This window comes from Bacillus sp. V26 (assembly GCF_034296245.1).
Classification (GTDB): Bacteria; Bacillota; Bacilli; order Bacillales; family Bacillaceae; genus Bacillus; species Bacillus halotolerans.
The window spans coordinates 654988-670392 of the sequence record NZ_JAXKQF010000001.1 but is presented as its reverse complement, the minus strand read 5'-3'; the positions used below and the strand labels follow the sequence as shown (position 1 = coordinate 670392).

General features: G+C 45.7%; 17 protein-coding genes and 1 pseudogene. 6 read left to right on the top strand and 12 right to left on the bottom strand.

Annotated features, from left to right (window positions below):
* Positions 1 to 9: 9 nt before the first annotated feature.
* The 3 genes from UJ203_RS03655 to UJ203_RS03645 form a co-directional block, all read right to left on the bottom strand.
* Positions 10 to 480, bottom strand: coding sequence for a GNAT family N-acetyltransferase (locus UJ203_RS03655; RefSeq protein ID WP_322008628.1), 471 nt, complete (start codon positions 478 to 480; stop codon positions 10 to 12).
* A gap of 183 nt (positions 481 to 663) precedes the next feature.
* Entirely contained in the window at positions 664 to 1002 is a 339-nt protein-coding gene (locus UJ203_RS03650) for a YolD-like family protein (RefSeq protein WP_024121949.1), read from the bottom strand.
* The gene (locus UJ203_RS03645; RefSeq protein ID WP_322008627.1) at positions 999 to 2237 is read right to left on the bottom strand and encodes a DNA polymerase IV; all 1239 of its coding nucleotides are present in this window, start codon (positions 2235 to 2237) and stop codon (positions 999 to 1001) included. The genes UJ203_RS03650 and UJ203_RS03645 overlap by 4 nt, the downstream gene beginning before the upstream one ends.
* Before the next feature lie 167 nt (positions 2238 to 2404).
* Here UJ203_RS03645 and UJ203_RS03640 point away from each other — a divergent pair, with 167 nt between their 5' ends.
* Positions 2405 to 2611, top strand: a complete 207-nt coding sequence (locus UJ203_RS03640; protein WP_322008626.1) for a YqzH family protein — start codon at positions 2405 to 2407, stop codon at positions 2609 to 2611.
* Positions 2612 to 2736: 125 nt separating this feature from the next.
* Here the strand turns inward: UJ203_RS03640 and UJ203_RS03635 are convergent, their stop codons facing one another.
* Positions 2737 to 2973, bottom strand: a complete 237-nt coding sequence (locus UJ203_RS03635) for a hypothetical protein (RefSeq protein WP_322008625.1) — start codon at positions 2971 to 2973, stop codon at positions 2737 to 2739.
* 146 nt (positions 2974 to 3119) lie between these two features.
* Here UJ203_RS03635 and UJ203_RS03630 point away from each other — a divergent pair, with 146 nt between their 5' ends.
* Positions 3120 to 4349: an MFS transporter gene (locus tag UJ203_RS03630; protein ID WP_322008624.1), complete on the top strand. Its 1230-nt coding sequence runs from the start codon at positions 3120 to 3122 to the stop codon at positions 4347 to 4349.
* A 53-nt stretch (positions 4350 to 4402) separates the two neighbouring features.
* Positions 4403 to 4564, top strand: a complete 162-nt coding sequence (locus UJ203_RS03625; protein WP_322008623.1) for a hypothetical protein — start codon at positions 4403 to 4405, stop codon at positions 4562 to 4564.
* Here the strand turns inward: UJ203_RS03625 and UJ203_RS03620 are convergent.
* The 5 genes and pseudogenes from UJ203_RS03620 to UJ203_RS03600 form a co-directional block, all read right to left on the bottom strand.
* Positions 4561 to 4900: pseudogene (locus UJ203_RS03620) on the bottom strand (VOC family protein). The gene UJ203_RS03625 and the pseudogene UJ203_RS03620 sit on opposite strands and share 4 nt — an antisense overlap.
* A 5-nt stretch (positions 4901 to 4905) precedes the next feature.
* Positions 4906 to 5865: a type I pantothenate kinase gene (gene coaA, locus UJ203_RS03615; RefSeq protein ID WP_105991695.1), complete on the bottom strand. Its 960-nt coding sequence runs from the start codon at positions 5863 to 5865 to the stop codon at positions 4906 to 4908.
* A gap of 75 nt (positions 5866 to 5940) precedes the next feature.
* The gene (dsdA, locus tag UJ203_RS03610; protein WP_322008622.1) at positions 5941 to 7299 is read right to left on the bottom strand and encodes a D-serine ammonia-lyase; all 1359 of its coding nucleotides are present in this window, start codon (positions 7297 to 7299) and stop codon (positions 5941 to 5943) included.
* 92 nt (positions 7300 to 7391) lie between these two features.
* On the bottom strand, positions 7392 to 8171 hold the full coding sequence (locus UJ203_RS03605; RefSeq protein ID WP_322008621.1) for an SDR family oxidoreductase: 780 nt from the start codon (positions 8169 to 8171) through the stop codon (positions 7392 to 7394).
* 5 nt (positions 8172 to 8176) lie between these two features.
* Positions 8177 to 9136, bottom strand: a complete 960-nt coding sequence (locus UJ203_RS03600) for an MBL fold metallo-hydrolase (protein ID WP_322008620.1) — start codon at positions 9134 to 9136, stop codon at positions 8177 to 8179.
* Between the two features lie 400 nt (positions 9137 to 9536).
* Between UJ203_RS03600 and proC the strand changes: the two genes are divergently transcribed.
* Entirely contained in the window at positions 9537 to 10373 is an 837-nt protein-coding gene (gene proC, locus UJ203_RS03595; RefSeq protein WP_024121960.1) for a pyrroline-5-carboxylate reductase, read from the top strand.
* 47 nt (positions 10374 to 10420) lie between these two features.
* Here the strand turns inward: proC and UJ203_RS03590 are convergent, their stop codons facing one another.
* Positions 10421 to 12052: a M20/M25/M40 family metallo-hydrolase gene (locus UJ203_RS03590; RefSeq protein ID WP_322008619.1), complete on the bottom strand. Its 1632-nt coding sequence runs from the start codon at positions 12050 to 12052 to the stop codon at positions 10421 to 10423.
* Between the two features lie 170 nt (positions 12053 to 12222).
* Here UJ203_RS03590 and namA point away from each other — a divergent pair, with 170 nt between their 5' ends.
* Positions 12223 to 13239 carry an NADPH dehydrogenase NamA gene (namA, locus tag UJ203_RS03585; RefSeq protein WP_105954886.1) on the top strand — a complete coding sequence of 339 codons (1017 nt, stop codon included), beginning with the start codon at positions 12223 to 12225 and terminating at the stop codon, positions 13237 to 13239.
* A 117-nt stretch (positions 13240 to 13356) separates the two neighbouring features.
* Positions 13357 to 14127 carry an alpha/beta hydrolase gene (locus UJ203_RS03580; protein WP_322008618.1) on the top strand — a complete coding sequence of 257 codons (771 nt, stop codon included), beginning with the start codon at positions 13357 to 13359 and terminating at the stop codon, positions 14125 to 14127.
* Between the two features lie 34 nt (positions 14128 to 14161).
* On the opposite strand, the gene rpmG is transcribed toward UJ203_RS03580, so the two are convergent.
* Positions 14162 to 14311, bottom strand: coding sequence for a 50S ribosomal protein L33 (rpmG, locus tag UJ203_RS03575; protein WP_322008617.1), 150 nt, complete (start codon positions 14309 to 14311; stop codon positions 14162 to 14164).
* Positions 14312 to 14390: 79 nt separating this feature from the next.
* Positions 14391 to 15314 (bottom strand): ribonuclease Z, encoded by a 924-nt coding sequence (gene rnz / locus UJ203_RS03570; protein WP_216394033.1) that lies wholly within the window; start codon positions 15312 to 15314, stop codon positions 14391 to 14393.
* Positions 15315 to 15405 lie beyond the last annotated feature (91 nt).

Genomic DNA, 15405 nt, shown 5'->3' with positions numbered 1-15405 from the left:
GGTTCCTCCTCATATGTTTTTCACAAAAAGAACCCTGTCTTGGCCCGGTCCATCGTAATTTGCAAATACTGAGATGCCATTCACTGTTTTGCTGCCTTTTTCAATTTCAAATCCCAGTCTTGTATGATACGCGATTGACACCTTATTTACCGGGGACGTCACGCACTTTACCCGGGTGCATCCCCTTTTCTTAACTGTTTCAATAAACACCTCGTATAATTGTTTTCCAATTTGCATTTTTCTGAAATCCGGATGCACACCGGAAAAATGGATGTATGCCGTTACAGGATCTGATTGCGATTGAAATCCGATTAAAAATCCAGTCATGCTGTTATGTTCATGTGTGATAAAGCTGGTGTCCTGAAAATGTTCAAAAAATAATCGCGGGAGCTTTTCTTTCAGCTGCCTGCCGCCCCACCATTCATTCATTACAGACATTACCATTTCATAATCTGAAGACGTGATTGTTCGAATATCCATTACGATTTGATCTCCCTCCGTCTGGCAAAACGAATGTCTCTTTTTTCTCACAATATAAAAATTATATTTTGCCTGACTGGAATTGTAAATGCCTTCTTTTCTGTATCATACGTTTCCAGACTGCTGACGGAACAATGTTTGCTATTTTCACTTCTAGTTCTCCCCCTCCATGAGGGGGGACATTTACAGAAAAATATCAAGCACCTGATCAAGTCTCAGCTTACAGAGCTTGCCGGCGTCCCCTTTTATCCACACTGTTTTTTCAAATTCCTCATAGCGGCAGATTTTCCCGCTGCAGGTGACAATTTCGCCATCTTGAAAGCAGCTGACAGTAATATCCTGAGCAAATTCCATTGCCATGCAAAGCGTTTGGTTCATCTCCTCCAGCTTATCCGAGTCAAGGATTGGCCTTTGCAGCTTCTGTTTATGGTGTTTTCTCTCAAGCAGGCTTTGTTTATGTTCAGGCAGAAACATTCGGCTTCCTTCCCACAGCAGATTGCCTCTTTTTAAATGCTCATTCATTTATAATGCCCTCCTATTTTAGCCGCACGTTCAAACGCCTGGCCTGCCGCTGTCAGTGAGGCCGCCCTGATGATCGCCGTGTCGCCGAACCGGTTTTTAATCCCGTCCATCACATAGCCGAGGCTCATCTTCTTTGCATAATCCTGAAATAAATTAAGCTGCCATACTTCATCAGATGAGAGCTGAGAGAGATTGACCCCGAGGCGGCGGACAGGCTTCCCGTCCCAAAACTTGAGAAACAGTCTGCATACAGCTTGGTACACATCCTGCGTAGAATTGGTCGGTTCCGCCAGCTTCACTTGCCGGTTGAAGCCGGTCGGCAAATCAAAGTCAGCCCCCCTGCAGCTCACCGAAACCGTCTGCCCCATCATCCCGGCGTTTCGGCTTCGCCTGCATACCTCTTCACTCAGCTCCAGCAGAACGACCTTTATTTCTTTGTCAAAGTGTTCATAGTCTTTCGGGAGTGTCATTCCGTGGCCAATCGCTTTTTGTCCGTCCAGCGATGCCGTTGACACAGGAGAATAGTCGATTCCGTTCGCCGTCATCCACAGCACGTGTCCGTTAATGCCCCATTTCTTTTTTAACAGCACGAGCGGAAAAACCGCAAGCCCGCCGATCGTGCTGATGCCCATTCGATTTAAATGATGTTTCATCCGGCTCCCGACGCCAAACATACTCCCCACCGGAAGCGGCCACATCTCGGTTTTCATATTTTCTTTCGTTAACGTGAAAATACCGTTCTTATTCTTTTTGGCAAAATTGTCACACGCGATTTTGGCGAGCGCTTTATTAGGGCCGATTCCGACCCGGGCATAAATGCCGACCTCCCGCATAATTCTGTCCTGAATGCTTTTGGCAATTTCCTCGGGCGCCCCAAACAGCTTCTGGCTGCCTGTGATATCCATGAACTGCTCGTCAATGGAATAGGGCTCCACAAGATCTGTATATTCCTCTAAAATGGCGGTGATTTGCAGCGATACATCAATATACCGCTGCATACGAGGCCGGAGCACAACAGCTTCAGGGCACTTTTCCTGCGCTTCCCACAGGCGTGAGGCATTGGCTACCCCTTTTCGTTTCGCCAGCGGGCATGCAGCCAATACAACTCCGCCCCGCCTTTCCGGATCACCCGAAACAATTACCGGCTGATTTTTCAAATGTGGATTTTCCGCTTTCTCTACAGATGCATAAAACGATTGCATGTCAACGAGAAAAATCACTTTTTCTTTCATCATACACACCTCTAAAAAGAACTTATGTTCGCTTTCACTATTATATGCGAAAATATGTTCGATTTATACTGGTAAATGATTCTTGTCTGACAGAAAATATGATGCAAGGGTTTGAGAGAAGGAAAACATTTAGTAGAATGAAAGCGAACCATAAAGATAGGAGAGTCAAAATGGAGAAATTTGTCGAAAAAATGCTGGGACAGGCATTGCGCCAATACTGCCGAAATGTCGCCGTTGATCCGTTAAGCCCGTATGAAAAACAAAGCCTGAAAGCTGCTTTAGAGGAAAGACAAAATGAAGATCCAGACGAGGACCTGCATGCGCATATAGAGGATATCATTTATGACTACGTCACAAACCAAGGGCTGTTTTCTTAGTGTCATGCACCTTCATTGTTGAAGAAATTTCTTATATCTGTTTTCGTATGGCCAGAAGGGACGCGGCTGATATCAACGGGAAGCGCCCCTTCTCATGTAAGGACGCTCAAGCCCATCAATAAACTTTACTCACTCAGCATTTCAGGAACCCCGACGATATGAGCTAGAGCCTGATGGGTCAACGTCTTTAAACGGAAATCCGTTTGCTTCTCCCGTCTTCCTGATGTCTTTAAACTGCCCGGGCATTTCTGCTCAATGAGAATTGCACTTTCATGATATAAGCGCCGGACAAAAAATCCGCATACTTCAATCTCCGCTTCAACGGCGTAAACGCCATCGTCAAAACGTGAAACATGAACCATTCAAAAACAAAGGTCATCCTGCGCACCCATAGTGTAATACAATCCCATATAAACCGGTAAGTAAAAATATTTAATCCGCCGTTGGATAAGGAAATTTTTTCATGTATGATAGGAAAAGATCTTACTAACAGGAGAGAACAATAGACATGAAGACATGGAAAGATATCCACCCAATCAGCTGGACAATTATTATCGGAACCATTTTTGGCAGGATGGCAACATCGATGAGCATTCCGTTTTTAGCGATTTATTTAACAGCTGTCCAAGGCGCATCAGCGTCCTACGCGGGGCTTGTCATTGCGGCGAGCTCATCAGTCGGTATCATTGCAAGCTTTTATGGCGGATATATCTCGGACAAATTCGGCAGAAAGAACATGATGCTTGTATCCATTTTCGGCTGGATGCTGGTGTTTGCAGGGTTTGCGGCCGCTTCTCACCTCTGGGTATTTTTTGTGGTAAATGCGTTAAACGGACTTTGTAAATCACTGTTTGAACCTGCTTCAAAAGCTTTGCTGTCAGATATGACAGAAGAAAAAACAAGATTGCTGGTTTTTAATTTACGGTATGCAGCCATTAATATCGGCGTTGTCTTCGGCCCTGTGCTCGGTCTGTACTTTGGTTCATCACAATCTACCGCTCCTTTTTTGGTGCCCGCGGTGATTTATGGGATGTACGGTGTCATCCTTGCCATCCAATTTAAAAAGCATCCACCCGCGACATTAGAACAATCCAGAAATCTGAACGTTCGGGAAGCGTTTATGGTAACGCAAAAGGACCGTCTTTTTACAGTTGCTCTTATCGGCATTACACTATGCATCTTCGGCTATTCGCAGTTCAGCTCTACATTTCCGCAATATATGGCGCAGAATCCCTTTATCGAAAATGGGACAAAATTGTACGGCTTGATGCTGACATTAAACGCAATTGTTGTTTTGGCAACACAGTTTCCCATTGTCCACCTTGGTAAACGGTTTTCGCCGCTTTGCTCCCTGATGCTCGGCAATATCATGATCAGCGCCAGCATGATGACCCTTACCATGTCACACGGGGTTTCTTCACTTGTTATCATTGTGATTGCATTTACAATTGGAGAAGTGCTCTTATTCTGTATGATGGATTTGTTTGTAGATCAGATTGCAAAACCCGGATTAAAAGGAACGTATTTCGGAGCGATCGGCTTTTCGCAGTTTGGGAATGTGATTGGCCCTTGGGCCGGCGGCTTATGTATAGATGCATTTGGTGCCGGGCATCCAAGTTCCATTTTTTCTGTCCTTAGCGGCATTACCCTGCTTGGCCTGCCGTTTTTAGTGTTTGCCTATCGGAGGATGAAAGCGGGAATCACTGAGCAGCAACCCGGACTGGGGAAGCCGCTTTAACACAAGAAGACGGGAGAGAATCGCTCTCTCCCGCAAAAACGAGGTGATGAAATATGAATATAGGTGATATCATGTTTCAGCTGATCGTATTTTTCATGTTTGCCGCTGTTATCTCGGCGGCTGTGATCGGCTCTACATATGCGAAAAACCGTAAAGCACAGCTGGACCGAATCGAAAAAAAGCTTAACAGCATGTCCGGAGACCAAAACGATTAACCGCTTGGGGCAACGAGCTCTACCTTGATCCGGTCAGGGTCCTCACAATAGACTGCATAATGCCCGTCTCCTCCGGCAAAAGGATGCCGGTCTCGGTACAGCCTTTTGCCAACAATTTTTCAGTCATCAGGTCGACTTGAAGCTTGATTTCAGCATGAAACGCGAGATGGTTCAGGCCGACACGGCACCTGTGATATTTCGGCTCTAGACATTCTTCTTTTGCCTGAACAATCACAAGGTAAAAGTGATCTTTCTTCCAGCTGATGCCCGAACTCCATTTTTGAAACTCTTTATAGCCGCTTCCAAATCGGAGACATACAGTTCAATATGGTGCATAATGGTCACACCCTTCTCACTAACACTTCTTCTACCTTATGCCGGTCTCCCTTTCGCAATATTAAATCTGACCTGAATTTAGTCGGCAAAATATTTTCATATAAATTAGGGCGGTTGACATTCTCCCAAATCGAGGTTGCCATCTCGTCAGCCTCCTGGTCAGACAGGTCTTTAAACTTATGAAAATACGAGTCCGGATTTTGAAAGGCTGTTTCCCGAAGAAGGCGGAAACGCTCTAAATACCAGGTAAGAATCCGGCTTTCGTCCGCATCTACGTAAATTGAAAAATCAAAGAAATCGGAAACAAAGATGCGGGGATTTTCCCGGTCATCCTCCAAGGTCGGCGATTGAAGAACATTAATCCCTTCGATAATCACGATGTCAGCCTGTTCTACAACCTCGAACACACCTTCCTCGCGGTCATAGGTTAAATGAGAATATACCGGGGCCTTCACTCTTTCTTTTCCTGACTTTACGTCATTCAAAAATTCGAGGAGCGCTTTCACATCATAGCTTTCAGGAAATCCTTTTCTTGACAGCAAGTTTTTCTTCTTCAGCTCAGCTGTAGGAAATAAAAAGCCGTCTGTCGTGATCAGGCTGACCTTGGGGCGATCCGGCAAACGCGAAAGCAGCTTCTGCAAAATCCGCGCTGTCGTGCTTTTTCCGACTGCGACACTGCCGGCAATGCCGATGATAAACGGAATTTTGGCTGAATGAGGGTGCTTCAAAAAAACATTCACATGCTTATTTCGTTCGGCAGCCGACTTGACATGCAAATGAAGCAGGCGAACAAGCGGAATATAGATCGTCTCCACTTCCTCTACGGATAGATGATCATTCAGCCCTTCAACAGCTTTTGCCTCTTCTTCAGAAACAGCAATCGACAAATGGCCCCCAAATCCTGACCAAGACTGCCGGCTGTGCTGTGTATATAAAGTATGTAAATTAAGCTCTTTATTTTTCACTGTTTACACCTGACTCTCTGTAGCTTTAAACAAACGCTTACAAAGATTGTAACGGAAAACATTCCTACTGTCTGCTTATTTTTTCAATTTACCTTTTAACAAGTCAGCACCGATTCGGTTATATGCAGCCATTTCTTCTTTCGGAACCATACTGCCTCCCGTTCCCCAGACAACATGTACGGCATTTTTCATGCTGTGACGCAGATCATTTTCAGACATGTCGTGTTTCCCGGTTTCCGATAAAAACAGCTGAACAGGCCCGAACATGCCGGCAAGCGCAGACGGCTCTAAATGCTTATTTTCAGATAAAGCCAGCAAATGAAGCAAGGTATACAGCGTTTCGTCTTCAATTGTATAACAGCCGCTCAGCAAAGGTTCTATCAGATTGCCGACAAATCCTGACGGACGCCCTACGGCAAGCCCGTCAGCAGCCGTTACATTATCCAAGCCGATATCCTGCACAGAGATCTGGTCATGCAGGCCGGAATATACACCTAAGAGCATAGACGGTGAATGGGTAGGCTCCCCGAAAAATACATGGACATGGTTTCCGTACAATAGCTTCAGTCCAAATGCCACACCGCCCGGCCCTCCGCCGACTCCGCAAGGCAAATACACAAACAGCGGTGTTTCAGGACCAGGCTCGATATCCATTAAGCTGAGCTGTGTTTTTAAACGACTGGCCGCTACCGCATATCCTAGGAACAGCTGGCGGGAATGTTCATCATCAATAAAATAACAGAATGGATCTTGTTCCGCCTGCCGCCGTCCTTCTTTAACCGCTTCACTGTAATCTGATTCGTACTCGATTACGGTGACGCCCTTTTTGTGAAGTAAATCCTTCTTCCACTGTTTAGCGTCGGAGGACATATGCACCGTCACTCGAAAACCTAGTTTGGCGCCAATGATGCCGATGCTTAAACCAAGATTGCCTGTTGAGCCGACAGCAATGGAATAGCGTGAGAAAAATGAAGTGAACCGCTCTTCGTGCAAGATGCGGTAATCATCTGTTTCCTTAAGCATTCCTACTTGAAGCGCAAGCTCCTCCGCATGTTTCAGCACTTCATAAATACCGCCGCGTGCTTTAATCGATCCCGAAATCGGAAGCTCATGATCGCACTTTAAAAGCCATCTCCCCGGAAACGTTTCGCCATACACTTCCTCCAGCTTCTTTTTCATATGGCGTATTTCAAAAAGCGGCGATTCAATCATCCCTTCGGCAGCTTTTGTTTCCGGAAACGCCTCGGCAATATAAGGAGCAAACCGCCGAAGTCTTTTGTCCGCCTCGGCTATCTCGCTTTCCCACTCAGCCGCTTGTAGAACCATCCCCTCTTTCTTGCCGGGATTAGCCCAGAATACCGGTCGTGCATCAATCAATTTCTGAATCAATGGATCTTTTATCAGATTACGCAAAGTTTCTTGATTTATCGACATCAGCCATTTCTCCTTCCCTTAACAAATGTATATCTTTATAAAAAACTGCCTGCAAACACACCAAAAGGCGCCTCACACAGGCAGTTCCATGCTTATTTTTTCATGAACACCCGTCCAGCCAGCTTTTCCACAAGGGCTGGAAACAGCTGATATAGCTTTGTGCCGGCATTCATCAAACGAGGAAGGTTGATTTCACGTTTGTTCGTCATAATGGCAGACGCGATTTGTGCTGCCACATCATCTGGGTCAAGCATCCAGCGTTCGACATTTTTGGCATAGTCTCCGCCTTTGTCAGCAATAGAAAAAAAGTCAGTCTGAATCGGCCCTGGATTGACTGTCGTCACATGGACGCCCGTGCCCGCCAGCTCCATACGCAAAGCGTTTGAATAGCCGAGCACAGCGTGTTTTGTCGCTGAATAAAGGCTGGATTTCGGCGTGGCAATTTTCCCTGCTTGAGAGGCAATATTGATGATATGGCCGCTTTTTTGCTCAAGCATATGCGGAAGAACAGCTTTTGTACAGGCGATCAGACCGAAAACATTGACATCAAACATTGATTTCATCTCATCAAGTGTAGAGTCTAAAACCGTTTCAAAAATACCGAAGCCTGCATTATTGATCAGCACATCAACCGGACCGATCTGATCACGGACGAGGGTGATATCTTCAAGACAGGAGACATCCAGAGGGAAAATATCACACTGTCCGTTCCATTCCTCGGTCATTTTTCTTTTGATTTCCTTCAAACGATCCTCACGTCTTGCCGACAGCAAAACATGGGCTCCTTCAGCCGTACATAAATAAGCGATTCTTTCACCAAGCCCTCCTGAAGCACCTGTAATCCAAATACGCTTGCCAGCTATATTTTTCACCCTGTTCACCTCTCTATTGCTCTAAAGTACGCGGTTTTTCCATCCCAATATGACGTGATGCCTGCTTCGGCTGCCAATATATCAAGATGCCCAACCGTTTCTGATATCGTTAAAAACAACTCTTTTTCATAAACGGCAGGAAAGAGCTGCTGACAGACCTGAAAAGCGGTAAGCGGTTTTTCCGACAGCATATGACGCACATCCTCGGTTCGGCTGCTCTGCTTGTCAAACCGCTTCTTGATCAGTGCTCGTACATTGCCAATCGTCTCGCCATGACCGGGAAACACTGTGTTCGGGGCAAGTTCAGACAGCCTCCGCAACGACCGCTGATAATCCAGTAAAGGCTCCGATCTTTTTTCTCCCGTTTTTGGCGCTTCAAGAATCGGGTTAGACGAGCTGTTCGCCAGCAGCAAATCACCGCCAAGCACTCTTCCGGTCTTTTCATGAAAGAGAACAATATGCGACTCTGCATGCCCGGGCATTTCCAGAACAGTCCAGTCACCCATCCCGTCAATTTTCATCCCTTCCGTAACCGTTTGGGTCAAGGATCTTGTACAGGAAAATGCGTACGCCGATCGGATGAGCCTTTCTGCTTTCACCTCATCAAATGGAACGCCTAACTCAGGCAGCAGCTTTTGAAAAAAATGTTTTTGCCACTCCATAAATGCCTTGTCTCTGCTGATATATGGTTCGTTAAACGGATGTCCAATCACTTTAATATCATCAGAAAAAACATCAAGCAACCCCGCATGATCTGCGTGATGGTGAGTCAGCACGATCTGCTCAATATCTGACATTTCTATATGTATACTATCAAGCTGCTCTTTTAGGACTTCAGCTGCTTCTTTAGTGTTCGGTCCGGCATCGATCAGTGTCAGCGCGTCACCTTTCACTAAGTAAACGATGACATCACCGACGGCAAACGGTGTCGGGACGCGAATCGGAATGATATCTGCAGTTGTCATTCTTTTGCTCCTTGTCTTCATTCATTACTCATATTTTAGCTTTTTCTCGGTCCTGTGTCATTATTGCCGTATGAGAATGTCCCTTTTTGAAAAAGCTATTGACATTAGCTTATCCCCCATTGCATAATGAACAACAACTAAAATGAGAACCATTGGAACGCTATGACGAGGAATAGTATACAGGCAATGGCCAGAGAGAGCGATATCCCCAGGCTGAAAGGTATCGCGGCCCGCTTGTTTGTAGAACCTGCCCTCAGAGCGGTTAGGAAAACCTAAACGTTTCCCGCGTTACGGGATTTGAGCTGAGCACAAGTTGTGCTAATGAGGGTGGTACCGCGAACCTTTTCGTCCTTTACGTGATGAAAAGGTTTTTTGTTGTTCTGATAGAAGGAGGATATCCATGAAAAAGATAGGATTTGTCGGCGCCGGGTCCATGGCTGAAGCAATGATCAACGGCTTTTTGCAAAGCGGCATTACAAAACCTGAAAATATTTATATCACAAACAGGTCAAACGAAGAGAGACTCAATGAATTAAAGGAAATGTACGGCGTGCGTCCATGCAGGGATAAGAGCGAGTTTTTCACACAAACTGATATCGTCGTTCTCGCTTTTAAGCCTAAGGATGCGGCAGAGAGCATTGACAGCATTCGTTCTTACATGAAGGACCAGCTTGTCATTTCTGTGCTTGCAGGCCTTACCATCGAAACCATTCAGCATTATTTCGGCAGAAAGCTTGCTGTCATACGGGTGATGCCGAATACTTCAGCTGCCATCAGAAAATCAGCAACCGGATTTTCCGTAAGCGCTGAAGCAAGCCAAGACGATATCACGGCGGCTACAGCATTGCTAGAAACAATCGGTGACGCCACATTGGTTGAGGAGCAGCACCTTGATGCCGTTACCGCGATAGCAGGCAGCGGTCCCGCTTACCTGTATCGCTATATCGAAGCGATGGAAAAAGCGGCGCAAACGGTCGGTTTAGAGGAGGAAACGGCTAAAAAATTGATCCTGCAGACAATGGCAGGCGCAACAGACATGCTTCGTCAAAGCGGAAAACAGCCCGCACAGCTGCGCAGGGAGATTACGAGCCCAGGGGGAACAACAGAGGCAGGCCTTCGCGCTTTAACGGAAGCCCGCTTTGAAGAAGCGATCATTCATTGTATTGAAGAAACAGCCAAACGAAGCGCTGAAATCAAAGAGCAATTTGCCGGAGCCGCCTTAGAGAAGCATTTATAGAAAAAAACACAAGACAGAAGGCAAAGCGCTTTCTGTCTTCTTTTATCTTAAGGCTGGCTGGCAGCTTCTGATTGTTTTAATAATGCAGAGATTGTAAAGGAAAGCAAGTCGGGAAGCACCTCAAAGGAATAAGGCACATACAGTCTTTCTGTCCATTTGTGCGGGTCTTTTCCAGCCGGGCCGACATTTAATACCGGGACATACAGCGCCTTGTCTTTACTGCTGGGAAGTGAATATCCTCTGTTAAAGAGCGGCATATTGCTTGTGTATGCACCAACCTCCTGTTTTTCCAGCTGAAGATAGCTCAAATCCGAGAGTCCTGGGAAATACTGAACCTCCCGTAAAGCAATGCCGTACCTGTCAGCTGCATATTGAATGAGCTTGCCAGCAGCATTCTTGATTACCTGATCGTTCTTTGATGACACTGCGGGATAAAATGGAGGGCTGTAAAAGAGAACGATGAGCGGCGCATCTTCCTTACACAGCGCTGCGAGCTCAGATACAATTCTAGTCGAAAAATCCCTGTCTCCAAGATCTCCCCTGTTTGCATAAGTGAAATTCAGTATTCGTTCTGTTTCCGAGCTTCCGACACGCCTTTTCGCACGTGCAAGCAGCTCATCAAATGTAAAAACAGAGACAGTTCGTTCAATTGGATGAAATGGCTCAAACTTCTGGAAATCACGTGTTTTTTTCTGAATATGGTTTGAAATCTTCTCTGCCGCCTGCTCTGCGGTTCTCCGCAGCATGTTATGCAGCTCACTCGCAGAACGCTTCATTGTCAGTACATTAAATAACGTAACGGCCGTATGCGGTGTTTGGACGGAATATGCCTCCTTCAAGTCCTTTTGCATTAAGTTTACCGGCGGCGGGGTGACTTCCCCGTCAGCCATTTCGCAGTAATTCACGTTCAGTTCCAGCAGACGGTTGATCTCAGAAACCATTAAATTTGCATTTAAACCGGAAAACGGCTCTCCAACATGCGTCTCTATCCCTTTGCAGAAAAACCCTGCGAGAACCTTGCCGATGCTTCCTGAATACACATATTGCTGCTGGTCGCCCGGAAACTTTTCAAACATCGGTTCGCTATTCAAACAAGCAGTGTATGTAAGATGATATTTTTTCTCCATTTCTTTCAGCGCAGGAACGGCTTCGATCATTCCCCTTGAGTTCACTTCCTCGTCAGGAACCGTAATCAAAAGCACATTCCCATCAAAATGACCATTCATTGCCCGCTCAAGCATCGACAGCTGAATAGCCAGCCCCGCTTTCATATCCATCGTGCCTCTCCCGAACAGCCAGTCGCCGCTTTCCGCGTCTGTTCTCACACGTTTAGGAAGCAACTCTTTTTTCTCTAAAAAGGAGTTCAAAAGCTCAGCCGGCTTACAAGCCATATGTTTGAATTCTCCGTAGTCCTCTATGTCCACGACGTCAAAATGACTCAGCAAGAGCACCGTCTGTTTGACATCTTTCTTTTTGACAAGCGCTGTCAAAAACGTTCTGCCGTCTTCCATCGGATGGAGTGTTACATGATCAGGGTTATTTTGAAAATAAGGCTTGTCCTTTAAAAGATAATAAAGATATTCTGCAAGTGCGGCCTCCCCTTTCGAACCGGTGACACTTTCGTACTGGACAAGAGAAGTTAAAAGGGTAAGCAAATCATCCTTAGTCTGCCAATTCATCATTTCCGCCCTCCTATGTATAAAAACGCTTCGATCCTAAAAAATAAAATGATTCCCTGTCTATTATACAGAAATATTTGACAAATTCGGATCGTTTGAGCAGTTTATATGACGTGAAAGAAATGACTTGTTATAATCAATCTCTAAAAACCTTACGGGAGGCGAAAGAAATGGCCAGAAAATTATTCACACCTATTACAATTAAAGATGTAACGTTAAAAAACCGCATTGTGATGTCACCAATGTGCATGTACTCTTCTCACGAAAAGGACGGAAAATTACAGCCGTTCCACATGGCTCACTACATAACGCGCGCAGTCGGCCAAGTCGGATTGATTATTGTGGAAGCATCGGCGGTTAATCCTCAAGGACGAATCACAGACCAAGATTTAGGGATATGGAGCGACGAGCATATCGAAGGTTTCGCAAAGCTGACTGAGCAGGTAAAAGCGCAAGGCTCAAAAATCGGAATTCAGCTTGCCCACGCAGGACGTAAAGCAGAGCTTGAAGGAGATATTTTCGCTCCGTCTGCGATCGCGTTTGACGAGCAATCAAGCACGCCGGTTGAAATGACAACTGAAAAAGTGAAAGAAACCGTGCAGGAGTTCAAACAAGCGGCTGCCCGTGCAAAAGAAGCAGGCTTTGATGTGATTGAGATTCATGCAGCACATGGTTACTTAATTCATGAATTTTTATCTCCGCTTTCTAACCATCGCACAGATGAATACGGCGGCTCACCAGAAAACCGCTACCGTTTCTTAAGAGAAATCCTTGATGAAGTCAAACAAGTGTGGGACGGTCCTTTATTTGTCCGTGTATCGGCTTCTGACTATACAGACAAAGGCTTAGACATCGCTGATCATATCGGTTTTGCAAAATGGATGAAGGAGCAGGGCGTTGACTTAATTGACTGCAGCTCAGGTGCCCTTGTTCAGGCAGACATTAACGTATTCCCTGGCTATCAGGTCAGCTTCGCCGAGAAAATCCGCGAACAGGCTGACATGGCGACTGGAGCTGTCGGGATGATTACAAATGGTTCAATGGCTGAAGAAATTCTTCAAAATAACCGTGCAGACCTCATCTTTATCGGCAGAGAGCTATTACGCGATCCTTACTTTGCAAGAACTGCCGCAAAACAGCTGAATACAGACATTCAAGCCCCTGTTCAATACGAAAGAGGCTGGTAATCTTAATCCGAGATATCCGCGGCTCCGCCGCCGGATATCTCTTTTTTTATTTTTGGAGAAACGATCAGCTGAGGTTCTCCGTCTCCCTAGTAGAACCAATTAGAGGAGATGACTCCAATGAATGCAGCATGGATCGAAAGGACCTATACGGTTGACGGTTGTGAATTTCATACAAAACACCGAAAAGGATTTAGCGGAGTAACCATTGTCTTTGAAGCCGGCTACGGCACTTCTTCAGAGACGTGGAAACCACTAACAGCGGACATTGATGACGAATTTGGCATATTCACATATGATAGAGCGGGCATTGGGAAAAGCGGACAAAGCAAGGCAGAACGAACAGCCGACCAAAAGGTGAGAGAATTAGAAAGCTTGCTTAAGGCAGCAGGTATAAGACCGCCTTATCTGGCTGTTTCACATTCATACGGATCGGTTATCAGCAGTTTATGGGCCTGTAAAAACCGACAGGATATTATCGGCATGGTGCTCCTTGATCCCGCTTTAGGAGATTACAGCAATGGCGGCTTTACATTTATTCCTGAAGAAATGCATACAGCATACAGAAAGCAGATGATGCTTGAGGAGACACATGCAGACTTTTCGAAAAGTCTGCGGCAGTCCAAACAGCAGCAAGTCCATTTAGGGAACATGCCGCTTATTGTACTGTCATCAGGTGAACGCACTGAGAAATTCGCCTCCGCTGAAGAGGAATGGAGAAACCTGCATAGCAGCATTTTGTCTCTATCCGATCAAAGCGGCTGGATACAAGCTAAAAACAGCTCACATAACATTCATCATGATGAACCTCATATCGTCCATCTGGCGATTTATGATGTTTGGTGCGCGGCCTGCCAGCAGGCCGCCCCGATATTCCAGGCAGTCAATTAAACAAAAACCCCGGCTAAAGCAGCCGGGGTTTTTGTTATTTTGTTTCGCGATGAAGGGTATATTTCTTTAACCGCGGTGAGTATTTTTTCAGCTCTAAACGATCAGGATTTGTGCGTTTATTTTTGGTTGTGATGTAGTTTCTGTCCCCTGATTCAGTGCAGGCCAAAGTAACATTTACTCTCATGTTAACATCTCCTTATAAAACGTAATGGTTACGTTTTATTATACAGCTTAACAACAGATTGTCAAACACCATCTCTTTCTCAGCCTCTCGGAACTTGAACCTCTAAGAAATCATACGCTGTGATGCTGTTCGGAAAAACGGCTGCCGCTTCTTTTTGGAGCTCTAAAGAAGCCTCTCCCTGATATCTCGCGCTGATATGAGTTAAAATGAGCTGCTTCGCCCCAGCTTCTTTGGCAGTTACAGCTGCTTGTTCTGTTGTACTGTGAAAATAATCAAAAGCAAGCTTCACATCATCCTTAGCAAAGGTGGCTTCATGCACAAGCACATCACAGTCCCGCGCAAGCTCTTTTATCTTATCGCTCACTCTCGTATCCCCGGAAAACACGACAGCTCTCCCCTTTTTAGGAGGCTCCAGAAAATCCTTCCCGTTTATGATGCGTCCGTCTTCAAGTGTCACAGTTTCACCTTTTTTCATTTTCGAATATACAGGTCCCGGCGGAATATTCATTTCCTTTAATAACGCCGCCTTTAAAGAACCAGGCACATCTTTTTCCTGTACGCGGTACCCGAAGGCCTCTACACCATGAATCGCGGATACAGCTGTGACGATAAACTGGTCGTCCTCAAATACCGCTCCCTCTTCAATCTCTTGTATCACAAGCGGATATGTTAGGTGAGTTTTCGTGACGGCAAGACTTGTTTCAATAAACGCCTTGATGCCTTTCGGTCCGTAAACCGTCAGCTCGTCCTCACCGCCCTGAAAAGAACGGCTGCCAAGAAGCCCTGGAAGACCGTATACATGATCGCCGTGCATGTGAGTAATGAAGATTTTTTCTATTTTTCGAGGTTTAATCGATGTATGTAAAATTTGATGCTGTGTGGCTTCCCCGCAGTCAAACAGCCATACAGATCGCCTTTCTTCAAGCAGTTTTAATGCGATCGACGTCACGTTTCTCGACTTAGCGGGAATTCCGGCTCCCGTCCCTAAAAAAAGTAATTCCACATTTCCTTCCTCCTACTAGAACTAGTTACCTACAAGAATACAGGATCATGCGTAAAATGTGAATCTTGCCTCTGATTCGGGCAATCCTTTC

Bases quoted from the DNA above. Each gene is read 5' to 3' on its own strand.
- UJ203_RS03655 (WP_322008628.1), bottom strand. From the start codon at position 480: ATGGATATTCGAACAATCACGTCTTCAGATTATGAAATGGTAATGTCT.
- UJ203_RS03650 (WP_024121949.1), bottom strand. From the start codon at position 1,002: ATGAATGAGCATTTAAAAAGAGGCAATCTGCTGTGGGAAGGAAGCCGA.
- UJ203_RS03645 (WP_322008627.1), bottom strand. From the start codon at position 2,237: ATGATGAAAGAAAAAGTGATTTTTCTCGTTGACATGCAATCGTTTTAT.
- UJ203_RS03640 (WP_322008626.1), top strand. From the start codon at position 2,405: ATGGAGAAATTTGTCGAAAAAATGCTGGGACAGGCATTGCGCCAATAC.
- UJ203_RS03635 (WP_322008625.1), bottom strand. From the start codon at position 2,973: ATGGTTCATGTTTCACGTTTTGACGATGGCGTTTACGCCGTTGAAGCG.
- UJ203_RS03630 (WP_322008624.1), top strand. From the start codon at position 3,120: ATGAAGACATGGAAAGATATCCACCCAATCAGCTGGACAATTATTATC.
- UJ203_RS03625 (WP_322008623.1), top strand. From the start codon at position 4,403: ATGAATATAGGTGATATCATGTTTCAGCTGATCGTATTTTTCATGTTT.
- dsdA (WP_322008622.1), bottom strand. From the start codon at position 7,299: ATGTCGATAAATCAAGAAACTTTGCGTAATCTGATAAAAGATCCATTG.
- UJ203_RS03600 (WP_322008620.1), bottom strand. From the start codon at position 9,136: ATGACAACTGCAGATATCATTCCGATTCGCGTCCCGACACCGTTTGCC.
- proC (WP_024121960.1), top strand. From the start codon at position 9,537: ATGAAAAAGATAGGATTTGTCGGCGCCGGGTCCATGGCTGAAGCAATG.
- UJ203_RS03590 (WP_322008619.1), bottom strand. From the start codon at position 12,052: ATGAATTGGCAGACTAAGGATGATTTGCTTACCCTTTTAACTTCTCTT.
- namA (WP_105954886.1), top strand. From the start codon at position 12,223: ATGGCCAGAAAATTATTCACACCTATTACAATTAAAGATGTAACGTTA.
- UJ203_RS03580 (WP_322008618.1), top strand. From the start codon at position 13,357: ATGAATGCAGCATGGATCGAAAGGACCTATACGGTTGACGGTTGTGAA.
- rpmG (WP_322008617.1), bottom strand. From the start codon at position 14,311: ATGAGAGTAAATGTTACTTTGGCCTGCACTGAATCAGGGGACAGAAAC.